At 43.6% G+C, this 16,908-nt stretch carries 18 protein-coding genes; 11 read left to right on the top strand and 7 right to left on the bottom strand.

Annotation, left to right across the window (positions count from 1 at the left end; genetic code table 11):
* Nucleotides 1-84: 84 nt before the first annotated feature.
* Genes FCL46_RS02805 through FCL46_RS02795 form a run of 3 tightly spaced genes read right to left on the bottom strand, consistent with a single transcriptional unit; the run spans nucleotide 85 to nucleotide 2,257 of the window.
* A complete protein-coding gene (locus tag FCL46_RS02805) occupies nucleotides 85-1,284 on the bottom strand; it encodes a lytic murein transglycosylase (protein WP_136810188.1) in 1,200 nt (399 codons plus the stop codon).
* A 27-nt stretch (nucleotides 1,285-1,311) separates the two neighbouring features.
* Entirely contained in the window at nucleotides 1,312-1,563 is a 252-nt protein-coding gene (locus FCL46_RS02800; protein WP_136810187.1) for a hypothetical protein, read from the bottom strand.
* A gap of 22 nt (nucleotides 1,564-1,585) precedes the next feature.
* Entirely contained in the window at nucleotides 1,586-2,257 is a 672-nt protein-coding gene (locus FCL46_RS02795; RefSeq protein WP_136810186.1) for a hypothetical protein, read from the bottom strand.
* A 531-nt stretch (nucleotides 2,258-2,788) separates the two neighbouring features.
* Here FCL46_RS02795 and FCL46_RS02790 point away from each other — a divergent pair.
* The 6 genes from FCL46_RS02790 to FCL46_RS02765 all read left to right on the top strand — a co-directional run bounded on the left by FCL46_RS02790 (nucleotide 2,789) and on the right by FCL46_RS02765 (nucleotide 8,376).
* Nucleotides 2,789-3,139: a DsrE family protein gene (locus FCL46_RS02790; protein WP_136810185.1), complete on the top strand. Its 351-nt coding sequence runs from the start codon at nucleotides 2,789-2,791 to the stop codon at nucleotides 3,137-3,139.
* A 514-nt stretch (nucleotides 3,140-3,653) separates the two neighbouring features.
* Complete coding sequence (locus FCL46_RS02785; protein WP_136810184.1) at nucleotides 3,654-4,361, top strand: ParA family protein; 708 nt, start codon at nucleotides 3,654-3,656, stop codon at nucleotides 4,359-4,361.
* 4 nt (nucleotides 4,362-4,365) lie between these two features.
* Nucleotides 4,366-4,677: a hypothetical protein gene (locus tag FCL46_RS02780; RefSeq protein WP_136810183.1), complete on the top strand. Its 312-nt coding sequence runs from the start codon at nucleotides 4,366-4,368 to the stop codon at nucleotides 4,675-4,677.
* 319 nt (nucleotides 4,678-4,996) lie between these two features.
* Nucleotides 4,997-5,608, top strand: a complete 612-nt coding sequence (locus FCL46_RS02775; protein WP_167506059.1) for a plasmid pRiA4b ORF-3 family protein — start codon at nucleotides 4,997-4,999, stop codon at nucleotides 5,606-5,608.
* A gap of 145 nt (nucleotides 5,609-5,753) precedes the next feature.
* Nucleotides 5,754-6,413 (top strand): alpha/beta hydrolase, encoded by a 660-nt coding sequence (locus tag FCL46_RS02770; RefSeq protein WP_136810181.1) that lies wholly within the window; start codon nucleotides 5,754-5,756, stop codon nucleotides 6,411-6,413.
* A 79-nt stretch (nucleotides 6,414-6,492) separates the two neighbouring features.
* On the top strand, nucleotides 6,493-8,376 hold the full coding sequence (locus tag FCL46_RS02765; protein WP_167506058.1) for a DUF3592 domain-containing protein: 1,884 nt from the start codon (nucleotides 6,493-6,495) through the stop codon (nucleotides 8,374-8,376).
* A 39-nt stretch (nucleotides 8,377-8,415) separates the two neighbouring features.
* Here FCL46_RS02765 and FCL46_RS02760 read toward each other — a convergent pair whose 3' ends face one another.
* Nucleotides 8,416-8,697, bottom strand: coding sequence for a hypothetical protein (locus FCL46_RS02760; RefSeq protein ID WP_136810179.1), 282 nt, complete (start codon nucleotides 8,695-8,697; stop codon nucleotides 8,416-8,418).
* 376 nt (nucleotides 8,698-9,073) lie between these two features.
* Between FCL46_RS02760 and FCL46_RS02755 the strand changes: the two genes are divergently transcribed.
* From FCL46_RS02755 to FCL46_RS02740, 4 genes are all read left to right on the top strand, one after another.
* Nucleotides 9,074-10,150 (top strand): uroporphyrinogen decarboxylase/cobalamine-independent methonine synthase family protein, encoded by a 1,077-nt coding sequence (locus tag FCL46_RS02755; RefSeq protein ID WP_136810178.1) that lies wholly within the window; start codon nucleotides 9,074-9,076, stop codon nucleotides 10,148-10,150.
* 172 nt (nucleotides 10,151-10,322) lie between these two features.
* Nucleotides 10,323-10,997: a nitroreductase gene (locus tag FCL46_RS02750; RefSeq protein WP_136810177.1), complete on the top strand. Its 675-nt coding sequence runs from the start codon at nucleotides 10,323-10,325 to the stop codon at nucleotides 10,995-10,997.
* A gap of 242 nt (nucleotides 10,998-11,239) precedes the next feature.
* Nucleotides 11,240-11,665 (top strand): QcrA and Rieske domain-containing protein, encoded by a 426-nt coding sequence (locus tag FCL46_RS02745; RefSeq protein WP_136810176.1) that lies wholly within the window; start codon nucleotides 11,240-11,242, stop codon nucleotides 11,663-11,665.
* 33 nt (nucleotides 11,666-11,698) lie between these two features.
* Complete coding sequence (locus FCL46_RS02740; protein ID WP_136810175.1) at nucleotides 11,699-12,313, top strand: DUF2284 domain-containing protein; 615 nt, start codon at nucleotides 11,699-11,701, stop codon at nucleotides 12,311-12,313.
* Nucleotides 12,314-12,576: 263 nt separating this feature from the next.
* Here FCL46_RS02740 and FCL46_RS02735 read toward each other — a convergent pair whose 3' ends face one another.
* On the bottom strand, nucleotides 12,577-12,915 hold the full coding sequence (locus FCL46_RS02735) for a winged helix-turn-helix transcriptional regulator (RefSeq protein ID WP_136810174.1): 339 nt from the start codon (nucleotides 12,913-12,915) through the stop codon (nucleotides 12,577-12,579).
* 178 nt (nucleotides 12,916-13,093) lie between these two features.
* On the opposite strand from FCL46_RS02735, the gene FCL46_RS02730 reads away from it, so the two are divergent.
* Complete coding sequence (locus tag FCL46_RS02730) at nucleotides 13,094-13,597, top strand: lactoylglutathione lyase family protein (RefSeq protein ID WP_136810173.1); 504 nt, start codon at nucleotides 13,094-13,096, stop codon at nucleotides 13,595-13,597.
* Between the two features lie 266 nt (nucleotides 13,598-13,863).
* Here the strand turns inward: FCL46_RS02730 and katG are convergent, their stop codons facing one another.
* A complete protein-coding gene (katG, locus tag FCL46_RS02725; protein WP_136810282.1) occupies nucleotides 13,864-16,038 on the bottom strand; it encodes a catalase/peroxidase HPI in 2,175 nt (724 codons plus the stop codon).
* Nucleotides 16,039-16,398: 360 nt separating this feature from the next.
* On the bottom strand, nucleotides 16,399-16,842 hold the full coding sequence (locus FCL46_RS02720; RefSeq protein ID WP_136810172.1) for a Fur family transcriptional regulator: 444 nt from the start codon (nucleotides 16,840-16,842) through the stop codon (nucleotides 16,399-16,401).
* Nucleotides 16,843-16,908 lie beyond the last annotated feature (66 nt).

Genomic DNA, 16,908 nt, shown 5'->3' with positions numbered 1-16,908 from the left:
TTTTCAATTATTGTTTGCTCCTCGCGCCTATAGCCTCACATTGATTCACTTACACCACGATCAGAAAGATCGAAACGCTACAAACTACTTATTAAGTGCATCAAGTATGGTTCTGGTGGGCATCCCGTTCACAGTAAGTCCTGACTGTTTTTCAAACTCCCGAATTGCCTCCCGAGAACCTTTGCCCAGAAAACCATCGACCTCTCCGTCGTAGAACCCTTTTGCTTTAAGCAGTTGCTGCATCTCTATTTTTTCATCTGCTGTAAGTGAGTCTACCGGGCGTGGCCAGGATTGAACCATGCCATCCCAACCAGCGATCTTGTCTGCGAGCAACCCTACCGCCAGAGCATACTTATCAGAATTATTATAGCGCTTGATCACAAAAAAGTTTTTCAGCATCAAAAATCCAGGACCATTCTCTCCCGCCAGCACTTTTAATATTGCCTTCTCTTCAGGTCTTGGAAACGCTTTTTGGCCTGGTCTTTTTAGCCCGAGCTGTTCCCACTCTGCAAGTGTTTTGGTCTGCTCTGCATATTCTCCTATACCTTTAGGCAGAACAACTTCATATCCCCAGGTCTTACCTGGCCTCCAGCCGTTTTTCACCAGCAGGTTTGCAGCTGTTGCAAGCGCGTCAGGAATTGAGTTCCAGATATCGCGTTTCCCATTGCCATCCATATCGAGGCCATAGGAAAGATAACTTGTAGGGATGAATTGGGTATGACCCATGGCACCAGCCCAGGAACCCAGCATATCATCAGCAGTGATATCTCCGGCCTGGAGAATTTCCAGTGCTGCGATGAGCTGCTGGCGCGCGAATTTGCTCCGCTTGCTATCACCCCATGCAAGTGTTGCCAGAGCCAGAGGCACATAGTGAAGCCTCTCACGTTTCTTTAAAACAGAGCCATAATTGGTCTCCATAGACCAGATCGCCAGTAATATTGAACGATCAACCTCCATCGATCTCTCAAGCAGCGCCAAAGTTGCCATATGGTGTTCGGCCATTTCAAGACCACGACGAATTGACAACTGATTAACTCTGGTGTCCAGGTACGACCACACTTCCTGCACGAACTCAGGCTGATATGCTGCCCGTTTCAGAACAGTGGTGTCTGGTTCAACAACATTTCCAAACGCAAGGTTCCAGGTATTTTCAGTAATTCCCCTTTTGAGTGCAAAAGAATGAAAATCCTTCAGCCATTGATCAAACGTGATATCAGTCTCCGCAGCAACAGCACTACTAACCAATACAAGAACAAGTAAAACCGCTAAACAATACCTTTTCATGCGATCGCCACACTCCAGCACTAAAAATTAACGTCTTCTCGTCAACAACCAACCGCTTTCCTGACATGCCAGACAACTCGCTCCGTCAAATGCAACGGCAGTACCGCTGCAAGCAGTACATTCTTTCCAGTTAATCGGATCCGTTACATCAACATAGGTACCCTGGCATTGATAATCACCGCGCTTCACAACGCATGGTTTATCGATATCGTTCACATCAAACGAATAGGTAATACAGTCAGAACAGACTGCCACTGGCTTTGCTAACTGCTTGCTCATTTCAATTCCTGTTCCAAACTCATTAGTTTCCTGAAAGCATATTCTCTATCGCTTGTAAACTATCCAATTTTCCGGATGCTACCGAGTCAACAATCAACTCATTTGCCAGACATGCTTTCAGTTTGTCCAGTGCATCGTTTTCTTCAAGCAGCATCAGCAGATCATAAAACACCTGGGAACGACCAATGCATTTTTCCGCAAGTTTACGCCTGCCTTCACTTTCATCCTGAAGTCCCTGCTCGAGTACCTGCTGCATTCTGCCAATAACCTCTGCAGGATCATTACAGGTTGCAAGCACAGCTGCTGCAACGACAGGGGAGATATCTTCGTCCACATCACCTGGCTCTTCCGGTTCATCACCAATCTCAGCACCGACCAGCAAGCGCTCAAGATATGCCCGACCCTGTGCATCTTTGGCTCCTCGTGCTATAAGATCTCTCATTAGCTGAATCGGCACATCTTCAGCATTACAGAGCAGTCTCAATAAACTGTAATCTTTTTCGCCCGCAAGATAATCGGGAAGAATAGAACGACCTATTGAAGCTGTTGCCAACCATGGTTGTTTGGTAACGAGTTCTGTCAATTCAGCCCACTGCTTACCCTCCGCAAGCACCATAACCTGTCGCCAGTACTTATCCTGCATTGAACCTTTAGTTCGTTTCTTGCCTGTTGTTGCTTTTATTTTATTGCTCATACCACCCCGACCAATCGTATATGTTAAGCTAACCTGCTATAGCCATTCAACGCACCTGCTCTGGTTTTCAAACCAGAACGTAACCTTTACCATTCACATTGTAAAATTACCAATACAACCCAACCTTTATAGGGAGGCTCTGAGTCTCTCATCATAACCCGCCCCTTCAATTCGATATCACAAAGTCGTATCTACCTGTTTTTGTGGATTTTATTATAGAATTTATTTGTTCTTTTCTTTATAGTCAGAGAGTCAAATTATCGATTTAGCTGCTGCTGTACACGTTATAGGTGTTGCTGTTTTTTCTGGTTTTCATCTCGAAACGAAGGATTGTCATCCAACTTGAGGCGCGCGATAAATTTTACCATAGTCACAGTGTTGATATCGGAGTCTTCACTTACCCGCGAGGATAAAATTTTGAGAGCAACGAAGAGCTAGATGAAAAGCACCGTTTTCCGATGAGAACTATCTATAGTTCAGAATTATCTATAATCATTACTATTCATTTCAACCAGAACCAGGAGGATACTCATGGCAAGTTTTTTGTTTGTGTTGAGAGATAATAACTTTGAAAAAGCAACCAGATGTTTTCAATTTGCTAAAATTGCCCACACTAAGGGACACCATGTAAATCTATTTTTTATTGATAGCGGAGTGGATTGGGCAGTTAAAGATCGCGATGGAAGTAAAAAAACTGTTACTGGTGACTGCGTGAATGACTACCTGCCGTACCTTATCGAAAATGATGTACGCGTTGGAATCTGCACCCCGTGCGCAAACAACAGAAAACTTGATGAAGCCATGTTTCATACAAATATGGCACTTGATGGCGGTCCTCATTTAATAGATATGGCAGCTGAATCTAAAGTTTTCAATTTTTAGGAGTCTGTCGGGTTATAGCATTTTTTCACAGATCAAAGCATTTTCGAAAAATCAAGCACAGCCATATCATTGGCAACCTGTATTAGTGTCATGTCATGTGTCAATTGTCGCAATAATGTGAGGCTTTTTCTCTTCCTGCAAGGCATAACTGATGGAGCATAGCAGTGCTATGTAACTGAAGGAGTCACGAAAGGGCGAGCAGAATTAGATATCTGATGCATGACAGGACACTGCTTCCTGTGGCCATTCTCGACACTGATCTAAAAACAAAGTCCTGCGCTCATCACACTCTCATTGCGCGGGACTTTTCCATATCCTCCCTACTCCTACTTTCCATCTTGCACAAACCATCGGATACACATATAATCGCCCGAATATGAACACCGATACCCCAATACGTTTATGCGCCCCAACGTTTATACGTTGTTGTGTTTATGCGTATTTACCACCATTCGCAAAAACACATAAACGCGCATAAGCATATACCTAAAATTTCAACATAATTACTTTTCTGATGTCTATTTTTTCATTCGTACAGACTAAAGGCGGAACAGGCAAAACAACCCTTTCTCTTAGCGTTGCATGTTCTAAAGCGTTCAAAAAAACATTCGGCCAGGTTGCACTTGTTGAGCTTGATACCCAGGGATCTCTTGCAGACTGGATTGGCGAACGAATTGCCAACAAACGAAAAATGAAAAATCTTTCATATTTCCAGCTTGCAGGTATGGATATTGATAACATTACCGCTAAACTTGAAAAGATTATTGCTGAACATGAAGCCGTAATTCTCGATGTACCAGGTGAATCTATTGGTGGTTTTGCAACTAAACTTGCACTCAACCTCTCAGACCTTGTTCTCATACCTATGCGGACGTCAACAAATGATGAAGCAAGTTTTGGTCGGAATTTATGGCCTGTCATCCAGGAAGGTTTACAAATAAATCACGCCCAGTTCGCTATTATCCCTACCTTCATCCATCCTCAAACCAACAAAGAGAAAGTTAACAGCTATTTCAGCTCTATCATGCCTGATCAGGTCGGTTGTCTGAAAAATGCACTACCGACACGAACAACCTTCGAAAACTTTAACCGCGAAGGAATGATGCTCGAAGAATATGCAACCAGTGTTCGCTCTAACACTCGCCTCGCCAAACAGGCTAATAATGCTGTTAAGGATATAGAATCGATAGCCAAAGAAGTCATTTCGTACATACAGGAGTAACCTGATGGCGCTTCCAAAAACGAAAAAGAAAATCGTACCGGATATTAGTTCGGCAGTAAAACGTGCAGCTGAAACAACTCCCGGAGCAGCTGCACAGCATCCTCAAGGTTCTGCATCCAATAAAGGAGGCCGACCAAGCCCGCGCTCAGGTAACAGTGTGCGCCAGACCCTTCTGTTAAGTGAAGATACTGCAGAGAGGCTGACTATGGCTTATGCCGGAGAGCAGATCAAACGAAGGAAAGAGGGTAAAAAACTTGATAAGTCTTTGTTTATTGAAGAAATGATTATTGCCTGGCTCGATAAGAATGATGCCTGAAAGGCTATCATTCCTTCAGCAGCCAGGTAACCAGCAATGGATAAATACAGTTTTGAGGTCGCCCGAAAACATATCATCACAGATTTTTTTTCAGGATCAACCATTTAATGAAAGCATGTAATGATTACATGTGTAGTTAGTATCGTTATTTTATGGATATCCTGTATTTCTCATCAGGCATGATCTATCGTAACGGCAGGCAGCGCAAATCTTAGATGAGGCATGTAATAATAGACACTTAAGCGCGACTGCTACTATGACAGTATCTTCTGATCTGAAAGAAAATATTAATCCACTCTACCAATAAGGGAGGATAATTGTGACGCTCATACATCATGATTTCAAAAACACTGAAGATACTACCAACAAAGACGACAAAAAAGAGGTCCTTATTCCCGGATACCAGCTTCGTCTTGAATTGAGTTTTTCTTCTCCATCAATCTGGCGAACCATCAAAGTTCCTGGCACTGCCACGCTCTCAGATCTTCATCGAATCATTCAGATCTGTTTTGGCTGGGATGATGATGCCACACATCGATTTCTCGTTGGTAAAATTTTCTACAATCCACCGCCACTATGCAATGAAAACAACCATTGCGAAACAGATTTTCAGCTCCATGAACTTGAAGAAGGCATGGGCTTTATCTTCTCCTACATTTATGACGGTGGCAGTGGCTGGGAGTGTGAGATTACTCTGGAAGATAAAATCAAGGATGCTAAAACAATCCCGACGCCTCAACTTATTGCTGCAGATCGTGCATTCCCACCTCAGAGTTTTGATGACATCCATGAATATCAGGATGTATTGCAACAATTGGAACGCGAGAATGCGGATATTGGTCAAATATTGGGGTCATATAATCTTTCAGGAGATTACGACCCTGCCCAGTTTGATCTTAAAGCCATAAACAACAGGCTCAAGACATACTGACTGGCTAAGTAACACATTTTTCACTGTTGCCAAATTATCGAGTTTTCACCTCTAGTAAAGATTTTATACATATGTGCGCAAAAACACATAAACGTTTAAAGTCATAATCTAATAGTATAAATACTTACACAAACGAGAAATATATATGGTCCTGCTTCCTGCCGTAGAACACGAAACTACCCCCAATCCCAACGCATCAGTCATATGGCTCCACGGGCTTGGTGCAGATGGTAACGATTTTGCCCCCATAGTACCACAGCTCAATTTACCTAAAAAACTGGGTATTAGATTTATTTTTCCGCATGCTCCAAGTATTCCTGTAACGGTAAACAATGGATATGTGATGCCTGCCTGGTACGACATCCTTGAGATGAAAATTGACAGAAAAGTAGACTCAGGACAGCTTCTCAAATCTGCAGATTCAATTGCAATGTTCATAAAAGATCAGATCAATAAAGGCATCCCCAGCGAGCGGATTATTCTTGCCGGTTTCTCTCAGGGAGGCGCTGTAGCCTACCAGACCGCGCTCAGTTCTTCAGTCAAGCTTGCTGGCTTACTGGCAATGTCTACATACTTTGCCACCAGCAACTCCATCAACCTGAACGACACCAACAAAAATATCCCCGTAGAAATCCATCACGGCACCTTCGACCCGGTGGTGCCTGAACACCTTGGCCAAAAGGCCATGAAGTTTCTTGGCGATAAAGGCTATGAAGTACGCTACAAAACCTACCCGATGGAACATAATGTCTGCCCACAGCAGATATCCGATATTTCTACCTGGATATCCTCAGTACTCTCGTAACACGACCTATTCCACGTTTAAATATTGTCCCGGTATTGTATTTCGCAATTCATACCGGGGCTCCATCTACAGGTGTACAATGGCCGGTTTTATCAGTAAACTTTTCGGTTTCCTCTTTGGTCTCGTTTTTGCCGGTGCTGGTACATTCTTTATTTGGCAGACATCTATCCCCACCTACCTGAACTGGCAGGAAATGCGACAGTGGCAACCCGCTGAGGCAGAACTGTTAAAAGTCGGGGGATCACAATCCAACACAACCGCACTATATCGATACGACCACCATGGGTTTATCTATTCAGGCTCACGAGTCTATGTTGCAGATTTTAATGATTCGATAGGAAGCTATCAGCAAAAACTTAAACAGAAACTCAATCGCAGCCTGGCCTCAAATGCTCCAATACCTATCTGGATAAACCCGGATAACCCTGCAGAAGCTATAATAGATAAAGAGATGCGCTGGGGCTTATTTTCCCTGATGTCCATTTTCTGTTCAATATTCATTGTGATAGGCTTAACGGTAAGTTGGTTCAGCCTTAAAGCCCGAACCAAATCTTCAATTCCAAGAGCACAGCTCAAACAACTGCGCAAAACATGGTTGAATCAACATGTTGATGGGGAAAAGAATGAAAGCTTCAGTGAATATCTGCGGAAAACTACAGATGATGCAGCGGGCCAATCAGGCGAGTCAAACAACGTAAGCAATCAATCCTGGAAAAACAAACCAGAATGGGCTGATTCACACATTACCTCTGAGGCAAAATCACGCATCAAACTTATGTGGGGTATTGCGCTAGTCACCAATATTGTCAGTTGGCCTTTAATGTTTGCGATTCAAGATGAATTGCATAAAGGCAACCACCTTATTCTGCTTGCACTGGCCTTCCCTCTTATTGGAATAATCTTTCTCTACAAGGCAATCAACACAAGTCTTGAATATCGTCGATTCGGTATTGTTACGCTATCGCTTGATCCATATCCGGGTTCAATCGGGGGGCATGTTGGAGGGTCTCTTGATATTAAACAGAGATTTACCGACAGCAGCATGTTTACGATAGAACTGAATTGTATCTACAGCCACATGTCTGGTAGCGGTGACAGCCGTCGCAGACACGAGGATATCAAATGGGGCCAATCAGGTACACCTGAATTAAAAAGTATATCCGGAGGTACACGCCTTTCATTTAGATTCGACATACCGGATACCCTGCCGGAGTCGGATGTTGAAAAGAAGACAAATTACTATTTATGGCGAATTACGGTCACAGGTAATATTCCAGGAACTGATTTCAAACGAAATTACATCATTCCGGTATTTGCAACAGCCGAAGAATCCCGTTTTGTACACCATGATATAAGTAGACAAGTCGAACAGCGTCGTAAAGATGAAGCGACCAAAAGCGCTATGGCTATCAGCCGGGGTGATTTTGATAATACGAAACTTTCGAGAGTTATACGGGTAAAGAAAACAGGAAGGATGCTTGAACTCTATTTTCCTATGTTCCGAAATAAAATGCTTACTGCTTTCGCTATCATTTTTGGTGGTGGATTCGGCTTTGCAACGTTTCAGATCATAACAATTTTCGGAACAAGTACACTCACCAAAATCCTTTCCGGGACCTTTTCCATCCCCTTTGCACTTGTTGCCCTCGTTGGAACTACCGGAGCTATATATCTGCCACTCAACAACCTTAAGGTGACCATTGGCAAAGGAATAATCCGAATACAACGACGACTTCTCTTTCTACCAATTTACATGAAGAGCCTGAATCACAATGACATAACAGGCCTCACAATTAAACGCACAGGAAGCACTGGTCAGGGCAGTAAACAGATTGTCCATTTCAAGGTGTTGATGCACGCAAAATCAGCAGGATCATACACTATCGCAGAAGACATAGATGGCGAGGACCTGGCCAACCAGTTAAAAGAGTATTTATGGCAACGGATTCGCTCAGGGATATAAGTACGTTAGCCGAAGGAGCCTATACTGTATTCGCCTGATTCAGCGAACAATATAGGTAAGTGCCAGATAGGCGAGGCCACCCAAAACCAGTGCGAGCAGATATATCTGATAGGTAAAAACACAGGTAAAGAAGGTACGCATAAAAAGATCCAACCTGTTTTCTATTGAAGCAGAACCCTGTTTAACCTTGAGTTCATTCGGTCGTAACTGCCCCCAGGACTTGCGACGATACAATAACGTAGTACAGCTTGCCAGCCCAGAATAGCCGATTGCGATTACCACAAAAGCCAGTAAAAAAAGTTCCAGGAAATTAGCGGTCATGATTCGTCTCCTTGAATGATATACACTGCATTACTGAGTAAATATCAGGCATTTACCATAATCGTATCCAAAATGTATATTACCTTATTGAGTTGATGTACGCTATACTGCAAACGTCGAACATCATTAATAGTTGCAACGTCTCTGCCCGGAAATTCCATGATGCCAACCGGCTAGCCAGCGACTGGAGTGGATTTTGGCAACTAACTCCTTTCAACAACGTACTCTTTTCAGACAAAAATGACGTTTAACAGACGGGATTCTGAGATAAAATATCAAGCATTAACCATTCTCTCCAGTGTATACCTATTCGTAATGCGTTTTACCCACACAGAAATGTAATCAACATCAGCAGTTTGAAGGAGGTAAGATCATCATGTTTCTTCCACGTTGTCTTCCTGTTCTGATAGGCAGTCTTCCAATTACCAGCCACTCAGAGGCTGCCGGTCTAATACTTCAATACGCACCCTCAATTCCGCTCTGGCCGCAATTACCAAAACATAGCAAAGAAGGCATGGTGAGACAGTTTCTCTCAGGTTTTCCCGGCCTGGTAGACGAAGGCAAACGATTCGTTATCGACACATCACGAGTTGACTTTGCCGAAGAAATGACCGAATTCTATACAGACTACCTTGCAGCAGAAGCCGACAACACGATTCTGCGCAATTCACGATTTGCACTAAAAGATGATACTGCCGCAGGATTTCATGCCTTCACGGAACTGCTTGAGTCAACCGGTCACCAGTCGCAAACAGTTAAGGGCCAGGTAACAGGACCGATTACAACAGGAATCGGTGCAAAGGACATGCAGGGAAACAGCATTATTTACGACGATAATCTTCGAGATATGCTGGTAAAACTTCTTGCCCTCAAAGGGCGCTGGCAGGCTATTGAATTACAGAGATTTACAGGTAACACTCCACCGATAGTATTTATTGATGAACCGGCCCTCGTAAGTTTCGGCTCCAGCGCGTTTACCGGTATTTCACGAGAAATGGTTATTGAATCTGTTGGTGAGGTTGTTGGATCTATTCAACACGGTGGTGCGTTGGCAGGCCTTCATATTTGTGCCAATGGAGATTGGGGCCCGGCACTTGAGTCTGCTACAGATATCATCAGCTTTGATGCATACTCGTTTTTTGATAATTTCATTTTGTTTAAAGATCAGCTTATTCATTTTATTCAGCGTGGCGGCATTTTAGCCTGGGGAATAGTTCCTACAGGTGACCCAGACATTGTAGCTAAAGAAACAGCCGAAGGTCTCTATGCCAAATTCCGAGAACAATTGAAAACGCTGACAAGTTTTGGATTTACTGAAAAGCAACTCATGGAACAAACACTGATTGCACCTGCCTGCGGCACCGGATCTTTACCGATCGAACTTGCCTTAAAGGTACTCTCAATGAACGAATCAGTATCAGCTAAATGTCGTGAATATCTTGAGAACATTTAAGTTTTAGCCGGAATGAAGGCAGCTCGGCGTTATTTTCAATAAATCAATCCTCTCAATATCAACTATATGGCTGTGCTTGATTTTTCGAAAATGCTATAACCCGACAGGCTCCTAGCGTCACGTATAAAAGTATTAGTTCCAACTGCTTAAGCACTTTACAGTGGAGGTTGTTATGGATGTTATCGAAGCGATACAAACAAGAAAAAGCATAAGAGATTTCAAAAACGATGCAGTTCCACAGTCCATCATTCAGGAGATACTCGAGATTTCATGTCGTGCACCATCAGCAATGAATACTCAACCATGGGAATTTACAGTCATTGCAAAAGACATTTTAGACTCAGTCAGGGCAGCCACCGTTGAAAAGTTACAATCCGGTGAAAAACCACATGCTGAACATGCTGTAGCTGGTTGGCCTAAAGAAAGTGTCTATCGTCAGCGTCAGGTTGATCTTGGCAGAGAAATCTTTCGACTCATGGAGATAAATAAAGAAGATTCAGATAAACGGTCGGAATGGATGGAAAGAGGGTTACAGTATTTTCATGCTCCCGCGGCAATTATAATCTCCGTTGATCGAATGCTTGCAAAAGGAACACCGATCTTTGATATAGGCTCGGTCACTCAGACTATCTGTTTAGCGGCGTTACAGTATGGTCTTGGAACGTGTATCCAAAATCAAGGCGTTATGTATCCTGAAATATTACGAGAACTCTGTAACATCCCTGAAAGTAAACAGATCATCATTGCTATTGCTCTTGGATATCCCAACTGGGACTTCCCGGCAAACCGACTTAAAACGACCCGTGTACCAATAAAAAGCATTACCACATGGCACGGGTTTGATTGATCTTCTTTGTTGTCGGTCTGAAACTACAATTTGCATTCGATCACTCAAAACCACTACAGGCGTAGCAGTTACACGTGCTCTGTAGATCATTACATGCCGTAACGATTGTTCTGCATTTTATCGCACTGCAAAGATTGAGTGAAGGAGCATAGTGCAGACTCCGAACAAGACCAGATGGGTAAAGGTTTATAAAGCACCAGAGATCATTGCCTGTAAAATAGTTATCATAGAGATCTGATCAGATGAGTATCAAATTTATACAAAGAAATTTTTTCCAACGCTTACTCGGAATACCGCAAACAGAAAAACCCGCTCAACCAGAGTGCTGGGAATATAACAATGGGAAAATTGCTATCGAGCTTAAAAATGTACCAGAATTGCAGATGCCTGGAGGTGCAATTCGATTAGAAGGGAAAAATCTCCCGACACGGGTTCTCGTTGTTTTTGGTGAAGACAGAACGTATCGCGCATATCGTAACCAGTGTACACACCTCGGGCATCGTCGTTTGGACCCTGTGCCCGGGACAAATACAGTGCAGTGTTGCAGTATCAATACTTCAACATTCGATTCTGACGGGAAAACTCTTTTGGGCCCTGCTCCTCACCCGATCCATTGTTATTTGGTAGAAGTGGCTGATGACAAGCTCATCATTACTCTCTCAAAGTAAGATAATACATACACATATACCTACAGTGAAGCCATGCCTGAGAATACACCTGCAGTAACTGAGGAGCACCTTGTACACCTTACCTGGGAAGCTATTGAACGTGGTGCGACATCTTCTGCTATTATCTCCTCTGATAAGATCGAAGTTAAAGAGGCACTGGCAGCGCTATGCAACGGAGAGTATCGGTGTCCAAATTATGGTCTTGCAGCAGGATGTCCTCCCTATGTGGGAGGTCCTGCTGAATTCAAAAAGTGGCAGGCCAACAGTCAATATTCCATAACCGTGAAAATAGAAATACCGACGTCAGTAATGTTTTCAAGCGACCGAAATGAAGTGATGCAACTGCTTCATCAGGTAGTATCGGCTGTAGAACAGAAAGCCATTGAGACCGGATTTACTCAATCAAAAGGCTTTGCTGGAGGATCATGCAAAAATCTGTTTTGTGCCGATCATATCAGCTGCGCTGTTCTAAAAGAAGACAAACCCTGCCGTCACATTACTGTTGCCCGCCCTTCTATGTCAGGCTTTGGTATCGATGTCTCTCTTTTGATGAAAGCTTCTGGATGGTCAGCAGAAATTGCAAATAAATCGACTCTATCAGAAAGTGACAATATGAGTTGGGTGGCTGGTCTCATCCTGCTTGCCTGAAATTCAGAGCCTCTCACAATAATCACCTGCAGTTCAAGTTTCGGACGGTATCGAAAACACCACATTGATACATGACAAAACAATGCTGCTTTTAATGTATGCTGAAAAATCAAACCGTAGAAGTCTTCAGGAAATGGGGAAAAAGAAGACGCATACACGTTAACTCACGTTGCAGGAACAACGTGTAGTGGAAAATGGCAAAGCAGTTTGAACACTACCGAATCTGAGGCAAATTGCATTCTTTATGTGTTTCCCCTTTGGGCCTATGCATCGGGATCACTCAGTCCCAATTGTTTAACAGCCCAGGAGTGCATCATCTCTAAAATAGGAAAGGCGCTTTGGCCAAGTTCAGTCAAACTATATTCAACTCGTGGAGGAACTTCGGCATATACTGTTCGTAATATCAACCCGTCCTTTTCTAATTCTTTTAACTGCTGTGTCAGCATTTTTTGACTAACTCCAGGCACTATTCTTTCAAGCTCTTTATAGCGTTTTGTCCCTTCATTCAGATGCCAAAGCATCAGGCACTTCCATTTTCCACTCAGTAGATCCATAGAAACTTCAACAGGACAGTGGTAGTTCTTTTCATTCCACTTGATCATAGTATATCGTTTCACCCTCAAAAAAAATATTAACGTAGATCTCGCCAATCCAGACAAGGCGAACCAATTGGTTCGTGTCGAACAAAAATGTGCCTTCTTGTTATGGCAGCGCCAAACACTATAGTGTCACTGTACCCGGGATAACGTAAACAACAATATAATTCCAAGGAGCAGTAAAATGACATATCCTAGAACATTTTCACATATAGGTTTATCTGTAACCGACCTCGAAAAAGCAGTTAAATTTTACACAGAGGTACTTGGTTGGTACGTAATCATGCCGCCGACAGAAATCGTAGCTGACGATTCTGCAATTGGTGTCATGTGTAACGACGTTTTCGGTGAAGGTTGGGGCAGCTTTAAAATTGCACACATGTCAACTGGTGACAAAATCGGAGTTGAAATTTTTGAGTTCAAAAATTCAGAGCAGCGAGAAAACAATTTTGAATATTGGAAAACCGGTGTCTTCCATTTCTGTGTTCAAGATCCTGATGTTGAAGGTCTTGCAGCTAAAATTGTAGCAAATGGTGGTAAGCAGAGAATGCCGGTACGGGAATATTACCCTGGGGAAAAACCCTATCGGATGGTGTATTGCGAAGACCCTTTCGGAAATCTTATCGAGATTTACTCCCATAGTTATGAGTTGACCTACTCAGCAGGGGCATATCAAGATAAGCAGTGAATCGTGAAGCAACCTAGCCCACAATGTTGTGGGCTAGGTTGCCTCAGATTGAGTAAGACCTTCAAGCAATCAAATTCAACCAAACCTTTCATATGAGCAAATCGAAGCTCTCGATACATGTTCGAACTACAGAGCACATATGCATATTGTGACACTCGACATCGGTTCGAAAGGTTTGGTTTTCTAAATACGGCTCTCATACATCACGTATTGATTCCAGCACTATTAAAAACGCCCGTTGAATCTGGAAGCAGAGTAGTTTCTGATCATTTGAGGTCAAAACGATCCAAATTCATAACCTTATTCCATGCAGCAACAAAATCATTGACGAATTTTTCTTTAGAGTCCGCACATCCATAAAATTCTGACAATGCGCGAAGCTCAGAGTTTGACCCAAAGATCAGGTCGACACGGGTGGCGGTCCACTTGAGTTCACCTGTTTTTCGATTGCTCCCTTCAAAAATATCGGCATCTGCAGAGGTCGGTTTCCAGGCAGTGTTCATATCAAGCAGATTCACAAAAAAATCATTTGTCAGTGTTTCAGGATTATCCGTGAAAACACCATGTTTCGTCTGGCCGAAGTTGGCGTTTAAAACTCGCATGCCACCCACGAGAACAGTCATCTCCGGAGCAGTCAGTGTTAATAATTGTGCCCGATCCACCAGCATATCTTCAGCCGAGACTGTGTATTTGGCTTTCATGTAGTTGCGAAAACCGTCAGCTTCAGGTTCAAGAACAGCAAAAGACTTAACATCGGTCTGTTCCTGTGAAGCGTCCATACGTCCTGGCGCAAATGGCACCGTAACCTCATGCCCACTGCTCTTTGCGGCTTTTTCAACACCTGCACAGCCTGCCAATACAATCAGGTCGGCCATTGAGACTTTCTTGCCAAACGCTTTTTGAATACCTTCGAGAGTCTCAATCACTTTGGGCAATTGATTCTGCTGATTAACCTGCCAATCCTTTTGCGGCGCAAGACGGATTCGAGCACCGTTCGCACCACCGCGCATGTCAGACCCGCGAAATGTGGATGCCGAAGCCCAAGCTGTGGAAATCAATTCTGATACAGAGAGGCCAGAGGCCAAAACTTTCTCTTTTAATGCCTTAATGTCACTCTCATTGATCAATTCATGATCAACAGCTGGGATTGGATCTTGCCAGATAAGCTCTTCGGCAGGAACTTCCGGTCCGAGATAACGTGCGCAAGGGCCCATGTCACGATGCGTCAACTTGAACCAGGCCCGGGCGAACGCATCCGCAAATTCCTCGGGGTTTGCCAAATAGCGTCTCGCAATTGGTTCATAAATTGGGTCGAAGCGAAGTGATAGGTCCGCCGTGGTCATCATCGGCCTGTGCTTCTTTGATGGGTCATGAGCATCAACCACCATATCCTCATCATCCACGTCTTTAGCCAACCACTGATTAGCACCAGCCGGGCTCTTGACCAGTTCCCACTCATATTTGAAAAGTACTTTCAAATAACCCATATCCCATGTTGTAGGATTGGGCTTCCAGGCTCCCTCAATGCCACTACTGATAGTATCACCAGCGTTTCCACAACCGAAGCTACTCTTCCAACCGAGCCCTTGCTCCTCAATAGGCGCAGCTTCAGGTTCGGGTCCAACGTTTGCTGCGTCTCCCGCGCCATGACATTTACCGAAGGTGTGACCGCCTGCAACGAGCGCCACAGTCTCTTCGTCGTTCATGCCCATACGACCAAAAGTATCCCGGACATCAATACCGGAAGCAACAGGATCCGGGTTTCCGTTCGGCCCCTCAGGGTTTACATAGATCAGGCCCATTTGAACTGCGGCAAGTGTACTTTCAAGTTCCCGGTCGCCTGTATACCGTTCATCACCTAACCAGGTATCTTCAGATCCCCAATAGACATCTTTTTCCGGCTCCCAGATGTCTTCACGGCCACCGCCAAAACCAAAGGTCTTAAATCCCATGGATTCAAGAGCAACATTACCCGTGAGAATGAGCAGATCTGCCCAGGAAATCTTTCTGCCATACTTCTGTTTGATCGGCCACAGGAGTCGACGAGCTTTGTCGAGGTTTACGTTATCGGGCCAACTATTGATGGGAGCAAAACGCTGATTACCTGTACCTCCGCCACCACGACCATCTGCTGACCGATAGGTACCGGCACTATGCCAGGCCATACGGATAAAAAAACCACCGTAATGCCCCCAATCGGCTGGCCACCAGTCCTGCGAATCTGTCATCAAGGTACGAAGATCCTTCTTTACAGCATTGAGATCAAGACTTTTAAATTCTTCAGCATAGTTAAAATCGTTGTCCATTGGATTAGATTTGCTCGAATGCTGGCGCAGAATTTCAAGCTTTAACTGGTTAGGCCACCAGTCACGGTTCCTTGTACCACCTGCTCTTTGTTTACGTGTTTTGCCAGTTACAGGACACTTACTCTCACTGCTCATCATGTACCTCCTTTCGTTGTAGGTATTTCCCCGTTAGGAGACTGTCGGACTGAACCCTTTTTCATCAACCCGCGTTATTGTCGAAAAATTACTGCTTAATCCGACACTCTCCCAGGTTGGCGCAAATGTTATGCTATGAGATGCATTACAAATAGTACAGATGCCACAAAGCACCCCAGAACATTCCAACATTCGATACTTATTCAACAACAATGAAGACGCGCATATAAAATCTAACAACTAACACACCCCAAACAAACCCTCTCAATTTGGTGATTGTGATTATTTTGTAAAATAGCCAAGTTGCAACACCATCTCTCTATAGATAATCATTATCCGCTTTTGCGCAAAAAAAATCTGCTACTGGCAATCCGAGCAAAGGCCATAAAAGTCAAGACGATGTGTTAAAATCTTGAAACCTGTTTCCTCCATCATTTTATTGGTGATTTCTTCAAGGTTTAAATGAGAAGGATCAACTATTTTTCCACACTGAGAACAGATCACGTGGGGATGCGGATATGGCTTTTTCCCATCGTATCGATTACTCAGATCACTGAATTCCAGCTCAAGAATTTCTCCTGCTCGCTTAAGAAGATTGATTGTTTTGTACACCGTTGCCAAACTCATTGTAGGATAATTCTCGATGAGTTCCAAATGTATACTTTCTGCTGATGGATGTTCAAAGCTATTAGCAAGAACATTTAACACCGCATAACGTTGCGGTGTAATTCTGCAATCACTTTCTTTTAACTTTTCAAGCATCTCTTTCAGACGCTTTTCTGGTGAATTATGAGATGAATTCATTACAACGGCCTTTCAGTATCTGGTGTTTATTAATAATCATTATCCCAAAAGATCTATTTGTCAAAT

The sequence above is a fragment of the Desulfosediminicola flagellatus genome (genome assembly GCF_005116655.2).
Taxonomy (GTDB): domain Bacteria; phylum Desulfobacterota; class Desulfobulbia; order Desulfobulbales; family Desulfocapsaceae; genus Desulfopila; species Desulfopila flagellata.
This window is presented reverse-complemented; position numbering and strand designations above follow the sequence as displayed.

What these genes read in the sequence shown, in the direction of transcription:
- FCL46_RS02805 (WP_136810188.1), bottom strand. Translation starts at nt 1,284, where the DNA reads ATGAAAAGGTATTGTTTAGCGGTTTTACTTGTTCTTGTATTGGTTAGT.
- FCL46_RS02800 (WP_136810187.1), bottom strand. Translation starts at nt 1,563, where the DNA reads ATGAGCAAGCAGTTAGCAAAGCCAGTGGCAGTCTGTTCTGACTGTATT.
- FCL46_RS02795 (WP_136810186.1), bottom strand. Translation starts at nt 2,257, where the DNA reads ATGAGCAATAAAATAAAAGCAACAACAGGCAAGAAACGAACTAAAGGT.
- FCL46_RS02790 (WP_136810185.1), top strand. Translation starts at nt 2,789, where the DNA reads ATGGCAAGTTTTTTGTTTGTGTTGAGAGATAATAACTTTGAAAAAGCA.
- FCL46_RS02785 (WP_136810184.1), top strand. Translation starts at nt 3,654, where the DNA reads ATGTCTATTTTTTCATTCGTACAGACTAAAGGCGGAACAGGCAAAACA.
- FCL46_RS02780 (WP_136810183.1), top strand. Translation starts at nt 4,366, where the DNA reads ATGGCGCTTCCAAAAACGAAAAAGAAAATCGTACCGGATATTAGTTCG.
- FCL46_RS02770 (WP_136810181.1), top strand. Translation starts at nt 5,754, where the DNA reads ATGGTCCTGCTTCCTGCCGTAGAACACGAAACTACCCCCAATCCCAAC.
- FCL46_RS02765 (WP_167506058.1), top strand. Translation starts at nt 6,493, where the DNA reads ATGGCCGGTTTTATCAGTAAACTTTTCGGTTTCCTCTTTGGTCTCGTT.
- FCL46_RS02760 (WP_136810179.1), bottom strand. Translation starts at nt 8,697, where the DNA reads ATGACCGCTAATTTCCTGGAACTTTTTTTACTGGCTTTTGTGGTAATC.
- FCL46_RS02755 (WP_136810178.1), top strand. Translation starts at nt 9,074, where the DNA reads ATGTTTCTTCCACGTTGTCTTCCTGTTCTGATAGGCAGTCTTCCAATT.
- FCL46_RS02750 (WP_136810177.1), top strand. Translation starts at nt 10,323, where the DNA reads ATGGATGTTATCGAAGCGATACAAACAAGAAAAAGCATAAGAGATTTC.
- FCL46_RS02745 (WP_136810176.1), top strand. Translation starts at nt 11,240, where the DNA reads ATGAGTATCAAATTTATACAAAGAAATTTTTTCCAACGCTTACTCGGA.
- FCL46_RS02740 (WP_136810175.1), top strand. Translation starts at nt 11,699, where the DNA reads ATGCCTGAGAATACACCTGCAGTAACTGAGGAGCACCTTGTACACCTT.
- FCL46_RS02735 (WP_136810174.1), bottom strand. Translation starts at nt 12,915, where the DNA reads ATGATCAAGTGGAATGAAAAGAACTACCACTGTCCTGTTGAAGTTTCT.
- FCL46_RS02730 (WP_136810173.1), top strand. Translation starts at nt 13,094, where the DNA reads ATGACATATCCTAGAACATTTTCACATATAGGTTTATCTGTAACCGAC.
- katG (WP_136810282.1), bottom strand. Translation starts at nt 16,038, where the DNA reads ATGAGCAGTGAGAGTAAGTGTCCTGTAACTGGCAAAACACGTAAACAA.
- FCL46_RS02720 (WP_136810172.1), bottom strand. Translation starts at nt 16,842, where the DNA reads ATGAATTCATCTCATAATTCACCAGAAAAGCGTCTGAAAGAGATGCTT.